The following is a 14,097-nucleotide window of genomic DNA, read 5'->3' on the forward strand; positions in this document are numbered from 1 at the left end:
ACCCTGACCCTCCCCACGATTCGTGGGGCTTCGGTGCGCTCATTCGCACAAGGACAACTCAATGAAGCTCAAGAACACCCTCATCGCCGGCTCCACCCTCGCGGCCGGCGCCCTGCTCGCCGTCGCCGTTCCGCTCTCCGCCAGCGCTCACATCTCGGTTGATTCGCCGTCGAGCGCTGCCGGCTCGTACACCGTGCTGACATTCGCCCTTCCGCACGGCTGCGACGGGTCGGCCACCACGGCCCTGGCGATCTCGATCCCGGAACAGATCACGAGCGTCACCCCGACGGTCAACCCCGGCTGGGATGTCTCAAAGGTTGACGTCGATCTGACGAAGCCGATCACCGACGGTGCCGGCAACACCATCAGCACGCGCCTCGGGCAGGTCGTCTACACCGCGAAGACTCCGTTCCCCGACGGTCTGCGCGACACCTTCGCGCTCAGCATGCAGCTCCCCGCCGATGCCGCGGGCAGCACGCTCGAATTCCCGATTCTGCAGACCTGCGAGGTCGGCGAGACGAACTGGAACCAGGCTCCGAAGGCCGACGGTTCTGAGCCAGATCACCCCGCACCCGCGATCGCGGTCACCGCGGCAGTCGCAGAGGGCGAGGGGCACGGCGGCCACGGAGGAGCGGAGTCCGAGGAATCGGCAGCAAACGAGACTCACGCTGACGCGGCATCCGATGATGTGGTGGCCCGCGTGCTCGGCATCAGCGGACTGATCGTCGGTGCCGTCGGCGTTGTGCTCGCGGTCACCGCGCGCCGCAAGACCTCGGCCTAGGCTGTCGGCATGCGATCACACGCACGGCGACACGCTCGTGCCCGGATTGTCGGCACCCGGATTGTCGGCACCTGGGTCGTCGGCCTGGCGATGGCCGGTGCGGTGCTCGTCGGATCGGTGCTGGCCGGTCCGGCGAGCCCGGCATCGGCACACAACTCGGTGATCAGCACGACACCGGCGGCCGGCGCAGTCGTGACCGAGCAGCCGCCCGTCTTCCAGGTGACGACGAATGACAATCTGCTGAACCTTGACGGAGTGGGATCCGGCATGGCAATGCAGATCTCGGGGCCGGCGGATGCCGCCTCACCGCTCTATTACGGTGACGGCTGTGTGACGGTCTTCGGGCCGACGCTGGAGATGGAGGCTCAACTCGGCGAGCCAGGGGAGTACACGGTCGTCTGGCAGGTCGTCTCGACGGATGGTCACTCGATCTCGGGGGACTTCAGCTTCACCTGGCAGCCGAACGCCGACCAGCAGCTCGCCGAGGGCACCTCGACGCCGCCGAATTGTGGCGGAACCGCATCGGGCGGATCTGCCGCCAAACCCACGCAGACGGATGCCGCGACACCGGCGCCGGCTCCCGAGAACGCCGCCCTCGGCGACGTGCTCTGGATCGGGGCTGCGGTGGCTGCGGTGCTGGCGGCCACTCTGGTCACTCTGCTGGTGGTCGGTCGCAGGAAGCCGCCGGCGGCCCCGACCAACACTCCACCCGAAGAGACTCCGTCCACGAAGTAACTCTTTTCTAACCTGAGGAGGGGGCGGATTCGCCCCCTCCTCACCCACATCCTGACGAGCAAGTCGCCTTGTTGTCCTTCGTATTTCGGGCGGCGAAGCTCGCACGTCCCGCTACTGCGCCGACGGTTGGCTCCAGGGGCTGGGGTGTGGCGAACGGGCCTCCATGGGCGCAGCCCATGGAGCCATCCGGCGGCGCCCCCGAGTTTTTCGTCTTTTCATCTTTGAACGCGCCCATCCACGCACGTCGCCCGCCCAGCATCCAGCCGACCCCGTACATCCCCAGTTACGATTACAAGGTGACTTCGACGATCCCCACCCCCTACGAAGACCTCCTGCGCGACACCCTCGCCAACGGAGCTCAGAAGACCGATCGCACCGGAACCGGCACGCGCAGCGTCTTCGGCCGCCAATTGCGATTCGACCTCGCCGAGGGATTCCCGCTGATCACCACCAAGCGGGTGCACTTCAAGTCGATCGCCTACGAACTGCTCTGGTTCCTGCGTGGCGAAAGCAACGTGGAGTGGCTCCGCGACAAGGGTGTGACGATCTGGGACGAGTGGGCGGATGCCGACGGCGATCTGGGCCCGGTCTACGGTGTGCAGTGGCGTTCCTGGCCCACGCCGGATGGCGGTCACATCGACCAGATCTCCGAGGTGATCGAGGCGATCACCACTACGCCGGATTCCCGTCGACTGATTGTGTCTGCCTGGAATGTGGCGGACATCCCCGACATGGCGCTGGCCCCGTGCCACGCCCTGTTCCAGTTCTATGTCGCCGACGGCAAGCTCTCTTGCCAGCTCTACCAGCGCAGCGCCGACCTCTTCCTCGGAGTGCCGTTCAACATCGCCAGCTACGCGCTGCTCACCCAGCTGGTTGCCGAGCAGGTCGGCCTCGAACTCGGCGAGTTCGTCTGGACCGGCGGCGACTGCCACATCTACGACAACCATGTCGAGCAGGTGACCGAGCAGCTCAGCCGGGAGCCGTTCCCTGCCCCACAACTGCGCATCGCTCAGAAACGCGACAGCATCTTCGACTACGAGTACGACGATCTCGTGATTGAGAACTACCAGCACCACCCCGCCATCCGCGGCGCGGTCGCTGTCTGATGATCGGGCTGATCTGGGCCGAGTCTGACGGCGGAGTGATCGGCAAAGACGGCGTCATGCCCTGGCATGTGCCCGAAGACCTCGCGCATTTCAAAGAGGTGACGAAGGATGGCGCGGTGATCATGGGGCGCAAGACCTGGGACTCGCTGCCGCCGCGGTTTCGCCCGCTCCCAGGCCGGCGCAACATCGTGATCACCCGCCAGCCCGAATGGGCTGCAGAGGGTGCCGACACCATGCACTCGCTTGATGAGGCGCTTGCTCTCGCGCACGCCGCCGACGATTCGGTCTGGGTGATCGGAGGCGCCGAGATCTTCGCCCTCGCGCTGCCCCTGGCCGATCGCCTCGAGGTGACTGAGCTGCGCGCGAGGTTCGACGGCGACACCGTGGCGCCCACGATCGACGCTTCCTGGACCTTGACGGTGTCCGACCCGTCCGCGTCGGATCTCGCTGAGTCTGATGCAGGCCTCGGATGGCACACCTCGCGTTCCGGTCTCGACTACCGTTTCCTGACCTACCGCCGAGCCTGATCGCATCCGCAGCCTGCCCATTTCGCTGGTCGAGCCTGTCGAGACCTCGTTCGCCGATCTCGAGACCCGGTCACCAGATCTCGACAGGCTCGATCTCCGGTCGCGTGAACTCGTGCCGACAACGACAAACGGCCCGCCACCCAAGGGGGTAGCGGGCCGTTTGTCGGCTTCGGTGACTAGTTGGTCGGCATCAGAGCAGCGCGACCTTGGCCAGCGCGACGGGTGTCGCTTCGAGAGATTCATTGCGGTTCAGGCGTCGCCGGGTGACGAAGGCCGCGATGCCAATCGCGACGAGCGCACCGATCGCCCAGAAGACGAGACTCCACACCCAGGGGCCGACTCCGAGCGTGCCGCCGGCAATCAAAGTACGGAATGACTGCACGGCGTCGGTGAGGGGCAGATAGTTGTGCAACGCCTGGAAGAAAGGGGCCGCGGTCTGGATGGGATAGGTTCCCCCGGCGGCGCTGAGCTGCAGAACGACGAACAGCAAGCCGACGAATCTGCCGGGCGCACCGAGGAGCGCGATGAGTGCTTGATTGATGGCCATGAAGGTGAGCGATGCAAGGATCGCAATTCCGAACGTTGCGGGGAGGTTCACGATGTCGATGCCGACGGCGAACTTCACTGCGAGCACAGCAAGCGTCGCTTGCACGACGGCGATGAGCGCGTTCGGAAGATAAGAGCGCAACGCAACCAACCACAACGGCAAGCGTGAACCGACGAGGCGCGTGTTGAGCGCCGGGCGCATGAAGAACACCGCAAGGCTGCCGATCCACAGTCCCAACGACAGAAAATACGGAGCGAGACCGGCGCCGTAGAGCGCGACAGCATTCTCCCGCTCGGCATCGAGCGCGATGGGGGCGGCGGCAACGTTGCCAAGCTGGTTTGCTTGCGTGTTCGTGTAGGTCGGAATCTTCAGTACACCGTCGGCGAGCCCGGTCGAGAGGGTGTGTGCGCCGTCGTCGACCTGGTGTGCGCCGTCGGCTGCAGAGGAGGCACCGGACTTGAGGGTGTCCGCCCCCGTGGCGAGGCTGCTGCTGCTGCTCGCCGCGGTCGTGATCGACGAGACTAACGTCGTGAGTTTCACGGTCAAGCCATCGAATCCCGTGTTGAGGCTGCCGAGTCCGGCGGCGAGAGTTGTCGCACCTTCGCTCGCGGCGAGGGTTCCGTCCCGAACATCTGCGGCGCCGGAGGCCAGGGCGCTCAGCCCGGTGCCTTCACTCGCTGATCCGACCAAGGCTTCCGCCCCGGCATCCAGGGCGGAGACGCTGCTGCTCACGGTTCCGGCTCCATCGGAGACCTGGTGGGCGGCGGTGTCGAGCTGCTGAAGCGCGGTGGCACGCTGCGGATCGGTCATGGTGTTGTAGCCGACGACGAGTTGGTCGAGGGAGCTGGCGACCTGCGCGGCGCCCGCAGCGAGCGTCGGTGTCGCGGTATCGAGGGTGTCGAGCCTGTCCGAGAGCTGGGTTCCGCCGGTCAGCGCGCGATCGGCGCCGACGGCCAGGGACGACGTTCCACCCTGCAGGGTCGCCAGGCCGGTGCTGAGGTCGGTTGCGCCGGTGGTGGCTTGGCCGATGCCGGCGTTCAAAGCGGAGAGCCCGGCGGGAAGCGCATCCGTTGCCGAGGAGATCTGGCCCAGCCCACTGTTGAGTTTCCCCGCACCGATGGCGAGCGTCGATGCGCCATCGGCGAGGGCGGATGCGCCGGTCGAGAGTTCGCTGGTGCCGTTGGCGAGGGTGGCCGCACCCTCTGCGGCGTCGGCGATGCTGTCGTGCACGGTGGTGAAACCGAGGTAGACGTTTTCGAGATATGTCGACGAGACCGTGTCTGCGAGATTCCGCACCAGAGTGTTGCCCAGCGACTGGGCCATGCTTCCGGTGATGTAGTTCGTTGCATCGTTTGTCGTGATCGAGAGCATGCCCTGTTTGGCCGCGTTCGCGCCGGTCGGCTCAACCGTCGCCGGCGAGGTCGCGTTTGCTGAGAAATCGGCCGGGATCGTGAGCACGGCCAGATAGTCACCGCGTGCCAGTCCCGCTTTGGCCTTGTCGGCGTCGGTGACCGTCCACCCGAAGCCTTCTTTGCTGTCACCGTTCGCGTCGACGAGCGCCGAGACGACGTCGTCACCGAGCTGGATCGAGCTCGAGCTTCCGGCGCTGTCCTCGACAGTCGCTCCGGCGTCGAGGTTTACGATCGCCGCGGGCACATTGCCGATATTGCCGACGGGGTCGTTGTTCGACCAGATCAGGGCAGCAGCGTAGATCAGCGGGATGATGCTCAGGGCGATCAAGACGACAATCGCGAAGGGTTTCGGCAGCGTGAGCCCGCGGCGCGCGCGGGCAACTGAACGGAGAAGGGCCATAACTTTACTTTCGAATGCGTGTGTGGGGAGGTGTGAGAAAACGGATGTCGCTGCTCGGTCAGCTGCGGAGGGTGTCGGGAACCCCGGCGAGGGTGAGCATCAGGTCGGACAGGTGTTCCGCGAACGCCTCGGGGGTGTCGCGCCCGGGGAAGTCCGTCTCGAGCCACTGCAGCACCAGCCAGGTCGACCCCGCTGCGATTGAAGTGATCCGATCGTCGTCAGCTCGACTTCCTGGGGCGAGATGAGCGCCGAGCACGTGCTCGCTCATGCGGGTGGAGATATATCCGACCGCCGCAGACAGCACGACATAGCTACTCGAGCCCCGAAGCACACGCCGGTACACCTCGCGCCGGAGGGAGACGTGCTCAAGGAGCATTCGAATTGTGCCGCGCAAGAACTCGACACCGGCTTGGTCCGTGAGCTGTGCGTCGCTCCGGGCGAAGGATGCCTCGAGGTCCGCGACAACTGCGGCCGCAATGAGGGCAGGCACATCTGCAAAATGCTGGTAAAACGTGGGCCGGCTCACTCCGGCTCGCGAGGCCACCTCGGTGATGGTCAACTCGTCGGCGCGCGCTTCACCGAGAAGCTGCTCAGCTATGGCCAGGAGCGCGGCGCGCGACCGGATCGCCCGCGGATCGGTAGGTTCCGGCACGATCGCCTCCTCGTAGATCTATTTTACAATCGTAAAAGACTACGTCCGATCTTGATTTGCTGTCAAGTGCCGTATCGCCGGGTGCGCGGTCGTTGGCGTGCAGGGCGCGTGCACAGGCTCCGGAGTTCGTGACGCGTGCACAGCCTCACGCCGAGCAGCAGTCGTTCAGGGGCGCGCCGGTAGGCTTGCCCGGTGAGTTGGAACGACGAAATTCCGTGGGATCCGAACGAGGTTCCGCCGCCCATCGACGACGGGTATGCCGAGTACTACGGGGCCCCGCCGCCCCCGGATGACGCCTATCAGGCGCCGAACTTCGCCGACTCCCCGGTCAGCCGGGCCGGGGGCTTTGGTGCTCCCAGCGGTCCCAACGGCACCGCATCACACGCCGCGTCCGCCGACATCCGTCGCAACCCGGCCACCGCCAAGTTCACCACCGCCGCCGAAGCGCTGCACACGGTCTTCGGCTACGACTCGTTCCGCGGTGAGCAAGCCGCGATCATCGACCAGCTCATCGGCGGTGGCGACGCCGTCGTGCTGATGCCGACCGGTGGCGGTAAGAGCCTCTGCTACCAGATCCCGTCGCTCGTGCGCCCGGGCACCGGTATCGTCGTGTCCCCGCTGATTGCGCTCATGCAGGATCAGGTCGACGCGCTCACCGCCGTCGGCGTGCGCGCTGCATTCTTGAACTCCAGCCAGGACGCCGAGTCCCGAAATCAGGTGGAGCGCGACTACATCGCCGGCAACCTCGACCTCCTGTATGTCGCACCCGAGCGTCTCTCGCTCGAGTCGACCAAGCGGTTTCTCGACCGCGGCGAGATCGCACTCTTCGCCATCGACGAAGCCCACTGTGTGTCGCAGTGGGGCCACGACTTTCGGCCCGACTATCTCGCGCTGTCCGAGCTGGCCGACCGCTGGCCCGATGTGCCGCGCATCGCGCTCACCGCCACGGCGACGGATGCGACGCACCAGGAGATCACCTCCCGGCTGCAGATGGAGCAGGCGAAGCACTTCGTCGCCAGCTTCGACCGGCCGAACATCCAGTACCGCATCGTCAACAAGGCCGAGCCGCGCAAGCAGCTGCTCAGCTTCATCAAGACCGAGCACCCCGATGACGCGGGAATCGTCTACGCGCTCAGCCGCAAGAGCGTCGAGGCGACCGCCGAGTTCTTGCAGGCCAGCGGTCTCAACGCCCTGCCGTACCACGCGGGACTCGACGCCCGGGTGCGCGCCCGCAACCAGGCCCGATTCCTGCGCGAAGACGGCGTGATCATCGTCGCCACCATCGCGTTCGGCATGGGCATCGACAAGCCCGATGTGCGCTTCGTCGCCCACATCGACCTGCCGAAGAGCGTCGAGGGGTACTACCAGGAGACCGGTCGCGCCGGTCGTGACGGTCTGCCGTCGACCGGATGGCTCACCTACGGCCTGCAGGACGTCGTGCAGCAGCGACGCATGATCGACGAGTCGCCGGGCGACCTCGCGCACCGCCGCAAGCTGTCCGCGCACCTCGACGCCATGCTCGCGCTCTGCGAGACCGTGGACTGCCGCCGCGTCAATCTGCTGCGCTACTTCGGTCAGCAGAGCGAGCCCTGCGGTAACTGCGACACCTGCATCACCCCGCCGGCCGCCTGGGACGGCACGATTCCGGCCCAGAAGCTGCTCTCCACGATCGTGCGCCTGCTGCGCGAGCGCAATCAGCGCTTCGGCGCCGGACACCTGGTCGACATCCTGCGCGGAAAAGTCACCCCGCGCGTCACCCAGCACGGGCACGACCAGCTCGCCACGTGGAACATCGGCTCCGACCTCAGCGACCAGCAGTGGCGCGGCGTCGTGCGACAGCTTCTCGCGCAGGGGCTCATCGCGACCCATGGTGAGTACGGTGTGCTGGCGGTGACGGATGCCGCGGCCGAGGTGCTTGCCGGCAACCACGCCGTGCAGCTGCGGCACGAGCCGGAGCGTGCCGAACGTGCGGAGCGCGGCGCTCGCTCGTCCCGCAGTTCGAGCAAGGCGAAAGCCGCCGACCTGTCGCCCGCCGACGAGGAGCTCTTCGAAGCGCTGCGCGCCTGGCGCTCGGCCGAGTCGCGCGAGCAGGGGGTTCCCGCCTACATCGTCTTCGGCGATGCCACCCTGATCGCGATCGCCGCCGCGAAGCCGGCGTCGCTCGGCGACCTCGATGGCATCACCGGAATCGGTGCGAAAAAACTGGAGTCCTACGGGCAGAAGGTCATCGATGTGGTGGCGGCGGGCGCATTCGTCCCGGCGCTGTAGTAGCGCTGTCTCCTTTTTCGCGGAGGGATCGGCGCGTCGGGCCTCACACCTTCCGCGGATAGATCGTCTCGCCACGCGCAAGCATCTCGACATACGTCACGATCTTGCGCTCACGCGTCTCGGCACGCTTGACGTTCGCAATCCGAAACAGGATCGCGAACCGATTCGCGCTGTCCAACTGTTCGAACAGTGCCAATGCTGTTGGCGAGGCGGAGAGAGCGGCAGCCAGGTCGTCGGGAACGACGGCGGTGCTCGCGGGCGCATAGGCGGCATCCCACCGGCCATCGGACTTCGCCCGGTCGATCTCCGCCAAGCCGGCCGGGGTCATTCGTCCCGCGTCGATGAGGGCTTGCACCCGGTCCCGGTTGATCTGCGACCAGATGCTGCGCGGACCGCGCGGAGTGTAGAGCTGGCGAAAGTGCGTCTCATCGAGTCGGTTGCGCTGCCCGTCAATCCAGCCGAAACAGAGGGCTTCCTCGAGCGCCTCCAGATAGCTGACGCTCGGTATCCCCGACCCCTTCTTGCCGATCGCCAGTTGCACCCCGGGCGATTTGGCGGCATGAGCCTCGAGCCAGGCGCGCCATTCGGCGGCACTTCCGAACACGAGCAGCTCCCGTTCCACCGCCATTAGCGCACCAGTTTCTGCAGTGTGCGCAGATTGCGCGTCGTCGTGGTCGCCTTGTGCTTGGCGCGCGCCGTCTCCTTCGAAAACGTGCTGCCGAGGGTATTGCCGCGTTCAACGGTCCAGTAGATGACCCCGTCGCCGGGCCGGATGCTCTCGAACTGCGCATCCAGCTTGTCTTGCCAGGTGAGCAGTTCGGCGGCCAGGGCCGGGTCGAGGGTGAAGATGACATACGGATGCCACCCCTCGCGTTCGGCCTCGAACGGAAAGTCCTCGATGATGCGCCCGATCGTCTCCACGTCGAGCACGTGCACCCACGCCTCGTAGCCGAATCGCTCGCCGAGGGCCGCCTCAATCTGCGGCTTGAGCTCAGCGGCTGAGAGGGGAGAGTCGAACAACACATTCCCGGTCGCCAACACGGTCTTCACGTTGTCGAGTCCGAGGCCCGAAAACAGCGCGGCAACGTCGGCCATCTTCAGGTTGATTCCGCCGACATTCACACCACGTAGCAGAGCTGCATAACGAGTCATGAGGCGAGAATATCGGCTGGCACCGACATCCGCGCGTCCCCTCATAACCGTCGCCAGATGCTCTTGACAGAGCACTCGGTGCGGAATACTCTGAGTGAAGTATTTGGAGGTGAGTATGTCGAAGCGAGTGATTTCGAACCCATTGGCCCTGGCCGTACTGTCGTGCCTGTGGGAGCGCCCGATGTACCCGTACGAGATGACCACCAACCTGCGGGAGCGCGGAAAAGAAGACAGCATCAAGCTGAACTTCGGTTCGCTCTACGCGGTGATCAAATCGCTCGAGAAGCACCAGCTCATCGAGGCGAGTCACACGGAGCGCGAGGGCAATCGGCCAGAGCGCATTGTCTATGCGATCACGGATGCCGGCCGCGTCGAGTCGAGAGAATGGCTCAGCGAGCTGCTGGCCCAGCCGGTCAAGGAGTACCCGGCGTTCGAGACCGGACTCTCGCTGATGCCCATGCTTCCGCCCGCCGACGCCATTGGCTTGTTGCAGGAACGACTCGACCGGCTGGGCGTCGAGCTGGCTGCCCGAGCCGACCAACGTGCGACGGCCCTCATGCAGAGTCTTCCCGAACTGTTCCTGATCGAGTTCGACTACCGCGTCGCGATCATGACCGCGGAACGCGATTTCGTTGCATCGTCGGTCGAGCGGTTCGCGAACGGCAGTTTCGGCGGGATGCAGATCTGGACGCGCCTGCACGAGCTTCTCGGGGAAGGCCGCACTGCGGCGGATATTCAGGCCGAGTTTGGCGCCGAGATTTTCGGCGATCCCGAATTCGGCAGCCCCGGCCTCCGTACGCACAAGGAGGACGCCGACCCCGCGCCCTGACCCGCACACAACTCAACAGCCACCCATAAAAACGGTGGCCCGGATGCGCCAACATCCGAGCCACCTCACATCCGAGTCGTTCCAGCGTGAGCTGAATTCTGCGTCAACAGTCGCCTCAGAGCGTGCTGTCAGTTTAGAGCTGACCGCACGCTCATGCACCGCACCCAACCGCATCTCACACCGGAGCGCTCCCACCCCCAAGGAGGAGCCTCATGGCTACATCACAGACAGATCTGGCGCTTCATGCGACCGATCTGGTCAAAACCTATTCAGGCGGACGCGGCAAGCCGCCGATCCGTGCCCTCGACGGACTGAGTTTCCAGGCCGAAGCCGGAACCATTTTCGGCCTGCTGGGCCCGAACGGAGCCGGCAAGTCCACCACTGTGAAGATTCTGTCGACATTGTCACGCGCCGACTCGGGAACTGCGATGGTCGCCGGGATCGACGTGGGCAAGCATCCGGAGCAGGTGCGCCACGCCATCGGATTCGTCGCCCAAAAGCAGGTCTCGGACCCGATGGACACGGGCTTCGAAAACCTGGTGCTCGCCGGGCGCCTGCACGGTATGAGTGCGAAGGCTGCCCATGCGCGGGCCGACGAGCTGCTTGGCCGGTTCGCTCTCGAGAGCGCGGCCAAGCGCCAGGTGAAAACCTATTCGGGCGGCATGGCCCGCAAACTCGACGTGGCGCTCGGCCTGATGCACCGGCCGGCCGTGCTGTTTCTCGATGAGCCGACCACCGGGCTCGACCCCGAAGCCCGCGCCGAGATGTGGGCAGAGATCGAGCGGATGGCCCGGCAGGAGCAGATGACGGTTCTGCTCACCACCCATTACCTCGAGGAGGCCGACCGCCTGGCCAACCGGCTCGCGATCGTCGACCGCGGCCGCATCGTCGCCGAAGGCACACCCGATGAGCTGAAGAGCGGCCTGCGTGGCGATGCCGTCGTGGTGGATCTGCGGGAAACCGCTGACCTGCCCGCCGCCCGCGCCGCACTCGAACGGGTGCCGGCCTTTCTCGAGCTAACGCTCGAGGGGCGCACGCTCCGCGCCCGGGCGGACGACGGCGCGACGGCTTTGCCGCTCGCCCTCGCCACCCTCGACGCGGCAAACCTGCGCGTGGCATCCGCCACCGTCGCCCGTCCCAGCCTGGACGACGTGTACCTGCGTCACACCGGGCACAGTTTCGCCCGTGCCCACGCGAACAGCGGGGCCATTCCCGCCGTAGAACTCGCAGAGGAGAGTGCATCATGAGCATCGCAACCGCCGTCACCCACACCGGAATTCTCACCGCCCGCCAGTTGCGCGCGGCCTGGCGCATCCCTGCGTTTCTGGTCTTGAACCTGGTGCAGCCCATGATCTGGCTGCTCCTGTTCGGCCAGCTCTTCAAATCGGTCGTCGACATCCCCGGCTTCACCGGGGGAGAAAGCTATCTCGAGTTCCTCACGCCCGGAATCGTGATGATGATGGCGTTGTTCGGCAGTGCCTGGGCCGGCACCACCTACATCCAAGACATGGACCGTGGCGTGATGGACCGCCTGCTCACCTCCCCGACGAATCGGGGCGCGCTGATGGTGTCAACGCTGGCGTATCAGGCGATCCTCACCCTGATTCAGACTCTGATCGTCGTCGGCGTCGCGTGGCTGTTCGGGGCGCGATTCGAGGGGGGAGCAGCCGGCATCCTGCTCATGGTCGTCGCTGCGATGCTGCTGACGGCCATCTTCTCGGCCCTGTCGAACGCGGCGGCCCTGCTTGCCCGCAATCAGAACGTGCTCATCGGGATCTCGCAAATGATCTCCATTCCGCTGATCTTTCTCAGCAGCGCGCTGATGCAGACGAGCCTGTCGGCCTCCTGGGTGGCGACCGCCGCGGCCTACAACCCGGTCGAATGGGCGGTCATCGTGGCGCGGCAGGCGTTGCAGGCCGTGCCGGACTGGGCAACGATCTGGGCGCACCTCGGGATGCTGGCGGCGCTGGCCATCGTGATGGCCTGGCTGTCGACGCGGGCGTTCCGCGCCTATCAGCGCTCGGCCTAGGCCGCACGTAACGGAGGAGATTCTGCGACTCGCCGCCACCAACCGACAGGTTGGGGCGGCGTGGCGCAAAATCTCCTCCTCTGCGTTCAGTCGACGGATGCGTCGGCGTCGGCGAGCGCCTGATTCTCCCGTCCGAGAGCTTCGAGAGCTTCGGTGACGAGATACGTGATGTCGACGAAGAGGATGCGCTCCTGCTTGGTCATTGCGTCGGCTGCTGCTCGGCGGCGGGCTGAGTCGAATCGGTCACCGTTGGTGGCGCGAGAGTAGGCGTCGGCTCAGATGTCGGCGCGGGCGTTCGAGTTTCCGGGAGAGGCGGCACCTTCGCAAAGGGGGCTGCCGCGGCTTTCGCTTTCTCCACGTTCGGTTCGCCGCCGTGGGGATCTTTCACAACCTGAAGCGGGAACACGTTCCAGCCGCGGCCGCCATAGGCCCCGGCAAACGGCACGGTCGAGAGGCTGTTCCCCGAGTAATAGGTTTGGTCATAGTTTTGACCAACATATGCGGAGCCGACGGTTGTGAGCGGGTCACCGGCTTGGTCGAAGAGCTGCACACCGGTCAGCGGATCGCCATTGGCGTCGTAGGCAAAGATGTTGCCCACCCTGTTGCCATCAATCCAGAGCCCGTCCAGATCTGGGGAAGGTGACGAACTGGCGGAATAGTGGACCCTGACATCGTTGAAAACGACGGCGAGCATGAACGGCAGTGCGATGATGCTGATGATGCTGACGAGAGTCCGCACCATTCTCAGCCAGGGTGTCGGCACCCATTTTCCCCGCCCCCACTGAACGCTGACAACGACGGCAGCGAGAAGAAGGGGTAGTCCGGCGGTGCTGAGCGGACGTGACCCGAAGAAGAACGTGGCCGCCTGATAAATCGCCCAACCGCGGAGCAGCCACCACACCGGACGCAACGCGACAAAGAAGTCAATGAGCCACGCCCCAACCGGTGTTGCCCGAACCCGCCGCACAAATTCCTCACGCGCATCGGCAGCGTGATCGCGCCACCGCCGCTTCGGCGGAACCAAGGCACGGCGCTCAGAAAACCCCGCTGAAGCGCGCAACTCTGCGGCGTACAGCTCGGGGTCGCCGAGCGTCAAAGCTCCGTCCTGGTCAGAAGCCTGCTCCAAGAGATCGGCCTCGAGGCCGCCCGTCAGATCGTCAACATCCTCAGCCGGAAGATCATCGAGATACGTCCGGATCGCGGCGGCGAAGGCCGCTACCTCGGCGTCCAAGAGTGTCGCGGTGTCGCTCATATCTTCTCCCCAATCTTCCGAATCACAGGTTTCTGTAGAGGCGCGGGTTCGGCCAGCAATTGCGTCATCGCCGTCGCGAAGTGCCCCCAGATCTGCCGCTGTTGGGCGAGCATCTGGGTGCCTTCCGGGTTTATCGCGTAGTACTTGCGATGAGGGCCGTCCTCGGACGGCACCACGTAGCTCGACAGCGCGCCCGCCGCATAGAGTCTGCGCAGTGTGCCGTACACCGAGGCGTCACCCACTTCGCCGAGCCCGGCGTCGCGTAGCCGCCGCACGATGTCGTAGCCGTACCCATCCTCATGTTGAACCACCGCGAGCACCGCGACATCCAGCACGCCCTTCAACAACTGTGTTGTATCCATTCGGCCTCCCTCAATCTGCAGTCACGGTAGCACGCACTGCACAGT

The 14,097-nt window shown here is 65.5% G+C and carries 14 protein-coding genes; 8 read left to right on the forward strand and 6 right to left on the reverse strand.

Features of this window, described 5'->3' with window-relative positions; genetic code table 11:
* Positions 1-61 precede the first annotated feature (61 nt).
* The 4 genes from AB4Y63_RS15355 to AB4Y63_RS15370 all read left to right on the forward strand — a co-directional run bounded on the left by AB4Y63_RS15355 (position 62) and on the right by AB4Y63_RS15370 (position 3,149).
* Positions 62-781, forward strand: a complete 720-nt coding sequence (locus AB4Y63_RS15355) for a YcnI family copper-binding membrane protein (RefSeq protein WP_441791934.1) — start codon at positions 62-64, stop codon at positions 779-781.
* Between the two features lie 9 nt (positions 782-790).
* The gene (locus AB4Y63_RS15360) at positions 791-1,516 is read left to right on the forward strand and encodes a copper resistance CopC family protein (RefSeq protein ID WP_441791935.1); all 726 of its coding nucleotides are present in this window, start codon (positions 791-793) and stop codon (positions 1,514-1,516) included.
* 296 nt (positions 1,517-1,812) lie between these two features.
* Entirely contained in the window at positions 1,813-2,622 is an 810-nt protein-coding gene (locus tag AB4Y63_RS15365; RefSeq protein ID WP_441791936.1) for a thymidylate synthase, read from the forward strand.
* The gene (locus tag AB4Y63_RS15370) at positions 2,622-3,149 is read left to right on the forward strand and encodes a dihydrofolate reductase (RefSeq protein ID WP_441791937.1); all 528 of its coding nucleotides are present in this window, start codon (positions 2,622-2,624) and stop codon (positions 3,147-3,149) included. The genes AB4Y63_RS15365 and AB4Y63_RS15370 overlap by 1 nt, the downstream gene beginning before the upstream one ends.
* A gap of 190 nt (positions 3,150-3,339) precedes the next feature.
* On the opposite strand, the gene AB4Y63_RS15375 is transcribed toward AB4Y63_RS15370, so the two are convergent.
* Together AB4Y63_RS15375 and AB4Y63_RS15380 are read right to left on the reverse strand one after the other, a co-directional pair.
* Positions 3,340-5,508 carry a YhgE/Pip family protein gene (locus tag AB4Y63_RS15375; protein ID WP_441791938.1) on the reverse strand — a complete coding sequence of 723 codons (2,169 nt, stop codon included), beginning with the start codon at positions 5,506-5,508 and terminating at the stop codon, positions 3,340-3,342.
* A 58-nt stretch (positions 5,509-5,566) separates the two neighbouring features.
* Positions 5,567-6,160: a TetR/AcrR family transcriptional regulator gene (locus AB4Y63_RS15380; protein WP_441791939.1), complete on the reverse strand. Its 594-nt coding sequence runs from the start codon at positions 6,158-6,160 to the stop codon at positions 5,567-5,569.
* A gap of 192 nt (positions 6,161-6,352) precedes the next feature.
* On the opposite strand from AB4Y63_RS15380, the gene recQ reads away from it, so the two are divergent.
* Positions 6,353-8,428: a DNA helicase RecQ gene (gene recQ, locus AB4Y63_RS15385; RefSeq protein WP_441791940.1), complete on the forward strand. Its 2,076-nt coding sequence runs from the start codon at positions 6,353-6,355 to the stop codon at positions 8,426-8,428.
* A 43-nt stretch (positions 8,429-8,471) separates the two neighbouring features.
* Here the strand turns inward: recQ and AB4Y63_RS15390 are convergent, their stop codons facing one another.
* Together AB4Y63_RS15390 and AB4Y63_RS15395 are read right to left on the reverse strand one after the other, a co-directional pair.
* Positions 8,472-9,056: a YdeI/OmpD-associated family protein gene (locus tag AB4Y63_RS15390; RefSeq protein WP_441791941.1), complete on the reverse strand. Its 585-nt coding sequence runs from the start codon at positions 9,054-9,056 to the stop codon at positions 8,472-8,474.
* Positions 9,056-9,580 (reverse strand): DUF1697 domain-containing protein, encoded by a 525-nt coding sequence (locus AB4Y63_RS15395; protein WP_441791942.1) that lies wholly within the window; start codon positions 9,578-9,580, stop codon positions 9,056-9,058. Before AB4Y63_RS15395 ends, AB4Y63_RS15390 begins: the two co-directional genes overlap by 1 nt.
* 115 nt (positions 9,581-9,695) lie before the next feature.
* Between AB4Y63_RS15395 and AB4Y63_RS15400 the strand changes: the two genes are divergently transcribed.
* From AB4Y63_RS15400 to AB4Y63_RS15410, 3 genes are all read left to right on the forward strand, one after another.
* On the forward strand, positions 9,696-10,409 hold the full coding sequence (locus AB4Y63_RS15400) for a PadR family transcriptional regulator (RefSeq protein ID WP_441791943.1): 714 nt from the start codon (positions 9,696-9,698) through the stop codon (positions 10,407-10,409).
* Positions 10,410-10,621: 212 nt separating this feature from the next.
* Positions 10,622-11,656, forward strand: coding sequence for an ATP-binding cassette domain-containing protein (locus tag AB4Y63_RS15405; protein WP_441791944.1), 1,035 nt, complete (start codon positions 10,622-10,624; stop codon positions 11,654-11,656).
* Complete coding sequence (locus AB4Y63_RS15410) at positions 11,653-12,438, forward strand: ABC transporter permease (protein WP_441791945.1); 786 nt, start codon at positions 11,653-11,655, stop codon at positions 12,436-12,438. Before AB4Y63_RS15405 ends, AB4Y63_RS15410 begins: the two co-directional genes overlap by 4 nt.
* Before the next feature lie 199 nt (positions 12,439-12,637).
* Here the strand turns inward: AB4Y63_RS15410 and AB4Y63_RS15415 are convergent, their stop codons facing one another.
* A complete protein-coding gene (locus AB4Y63_RS15415; RefSeq protein WP_441791946.1) occupies positions 12,638-13,690 on the reverse strand; it encodes a hypothetical protein in 1,053 nt (350 codons plus the stop codon).
* A complete protein-coding gene (locus tag AB4Y63_RS15420; protein WP_441791947.1) occupies positions 13,687-14,052 on the reverse strand; it encodes a PadR family transcriptional regulator in 366 nt (121 codons plus the stop codon). The genes AB4Y63_RS15415 and AB4Y63_RS15420 overlap by 4 nt, the downstream gene beginning before the upstream one ends.
* Positions 14,053-14,097 lie beyond the last annotated feature (45 nt).

This window comes from Leifsonia sp. YAF41, from assembly GCF_052113185.1.
In the GTDB taxonomy this organism is placed as follows: domain Bacteria; phylum Actinomycetota; class Actinomycetes; order Actinomycetales; family Microbacteriaceae; genus Cryobacterium.

Bases quoted from the DNA above. Each gene is read 5' to 3' on its own strand.
- AB4Y63_RS15375 (WP_441791938.1), bottom strand. From the start codon at position 5,508: ATGGCCCTTCTCCGTTCAGTTGCCCGCGCGCGCCGCGGGCTCACGCTG.
- AB4Y63_RS15410 (WP_441791945.1), top strand. From the start codon at position 11,653: ATGAGCATCGCAACCGCCGTCACCCACACCGGAATTCTCACCGCCCGC.
- AB4Y63_RS15355 (WP_441791934.1), top strand. From the start codon at position 62: ATGAAGCTCAAGAACACCCTCATCGCCGGCTCCACCCTCGCGGCCGGC.
- AB4Y63_RS15370 (WP_441791937.1), top strand. From the start codon at position 2,622: ATGATCGGGCTGATCTGGGCCGAGTCTGACGGCGGAGTGATCGGCAAA.
- AB4Y63_RS15405 (WP_441791944.1), top strand. From the start codon at position 10,622: ATGGCTACATCACAGACAGATCTGGCGCTTCATGCGACCGATCTGGTC.
- AB4Y63_RS15395 (WP_441791942.1), bottom strand. From the start codon at position 9,580: ATGACTCGTTATGCAGCTCTGCTACGTGGTGTGAATGTCGGCGGAATC.
- AB4Y63_RS15360 (WP_441791935.1), top strand. From the start codon at position 791: ATGCGATCACACGCACGGCGACACGCTCGTGCCCGGATTGTCGGCACC.
- AB4Y63_RS15390 (WP_441791941.1), bottom strand. From the start codon at position 9,056: ATGGCGGTGGAACGGGAGCTGCTCGTGTTCGGAAGTGCCGCCGAATGG.
- AB4Y63_RS15420 (WP_441791947.1), bottom strand. From the start codon at position 14,052: ATGGATACAACACAGTTGTTGAAGGGCGTGCTGGATGTCGCGGTGCTC.
- AB4Y63_RS15400 (WP_441791943.1), top strand. From the start codon at position 9,696: ATGTCGAAGCGAGTGATTTCGAACCCATTGGCCCTGGCCGTACTGTCG.
- AB4Y63_RS15415 (WP_441791946.1), bottom strand. From the start codon at position 13,690: ATGAGCGACACCGCGACACTCTTGGACGCCGAGGTAGCGGCCTTCGCC.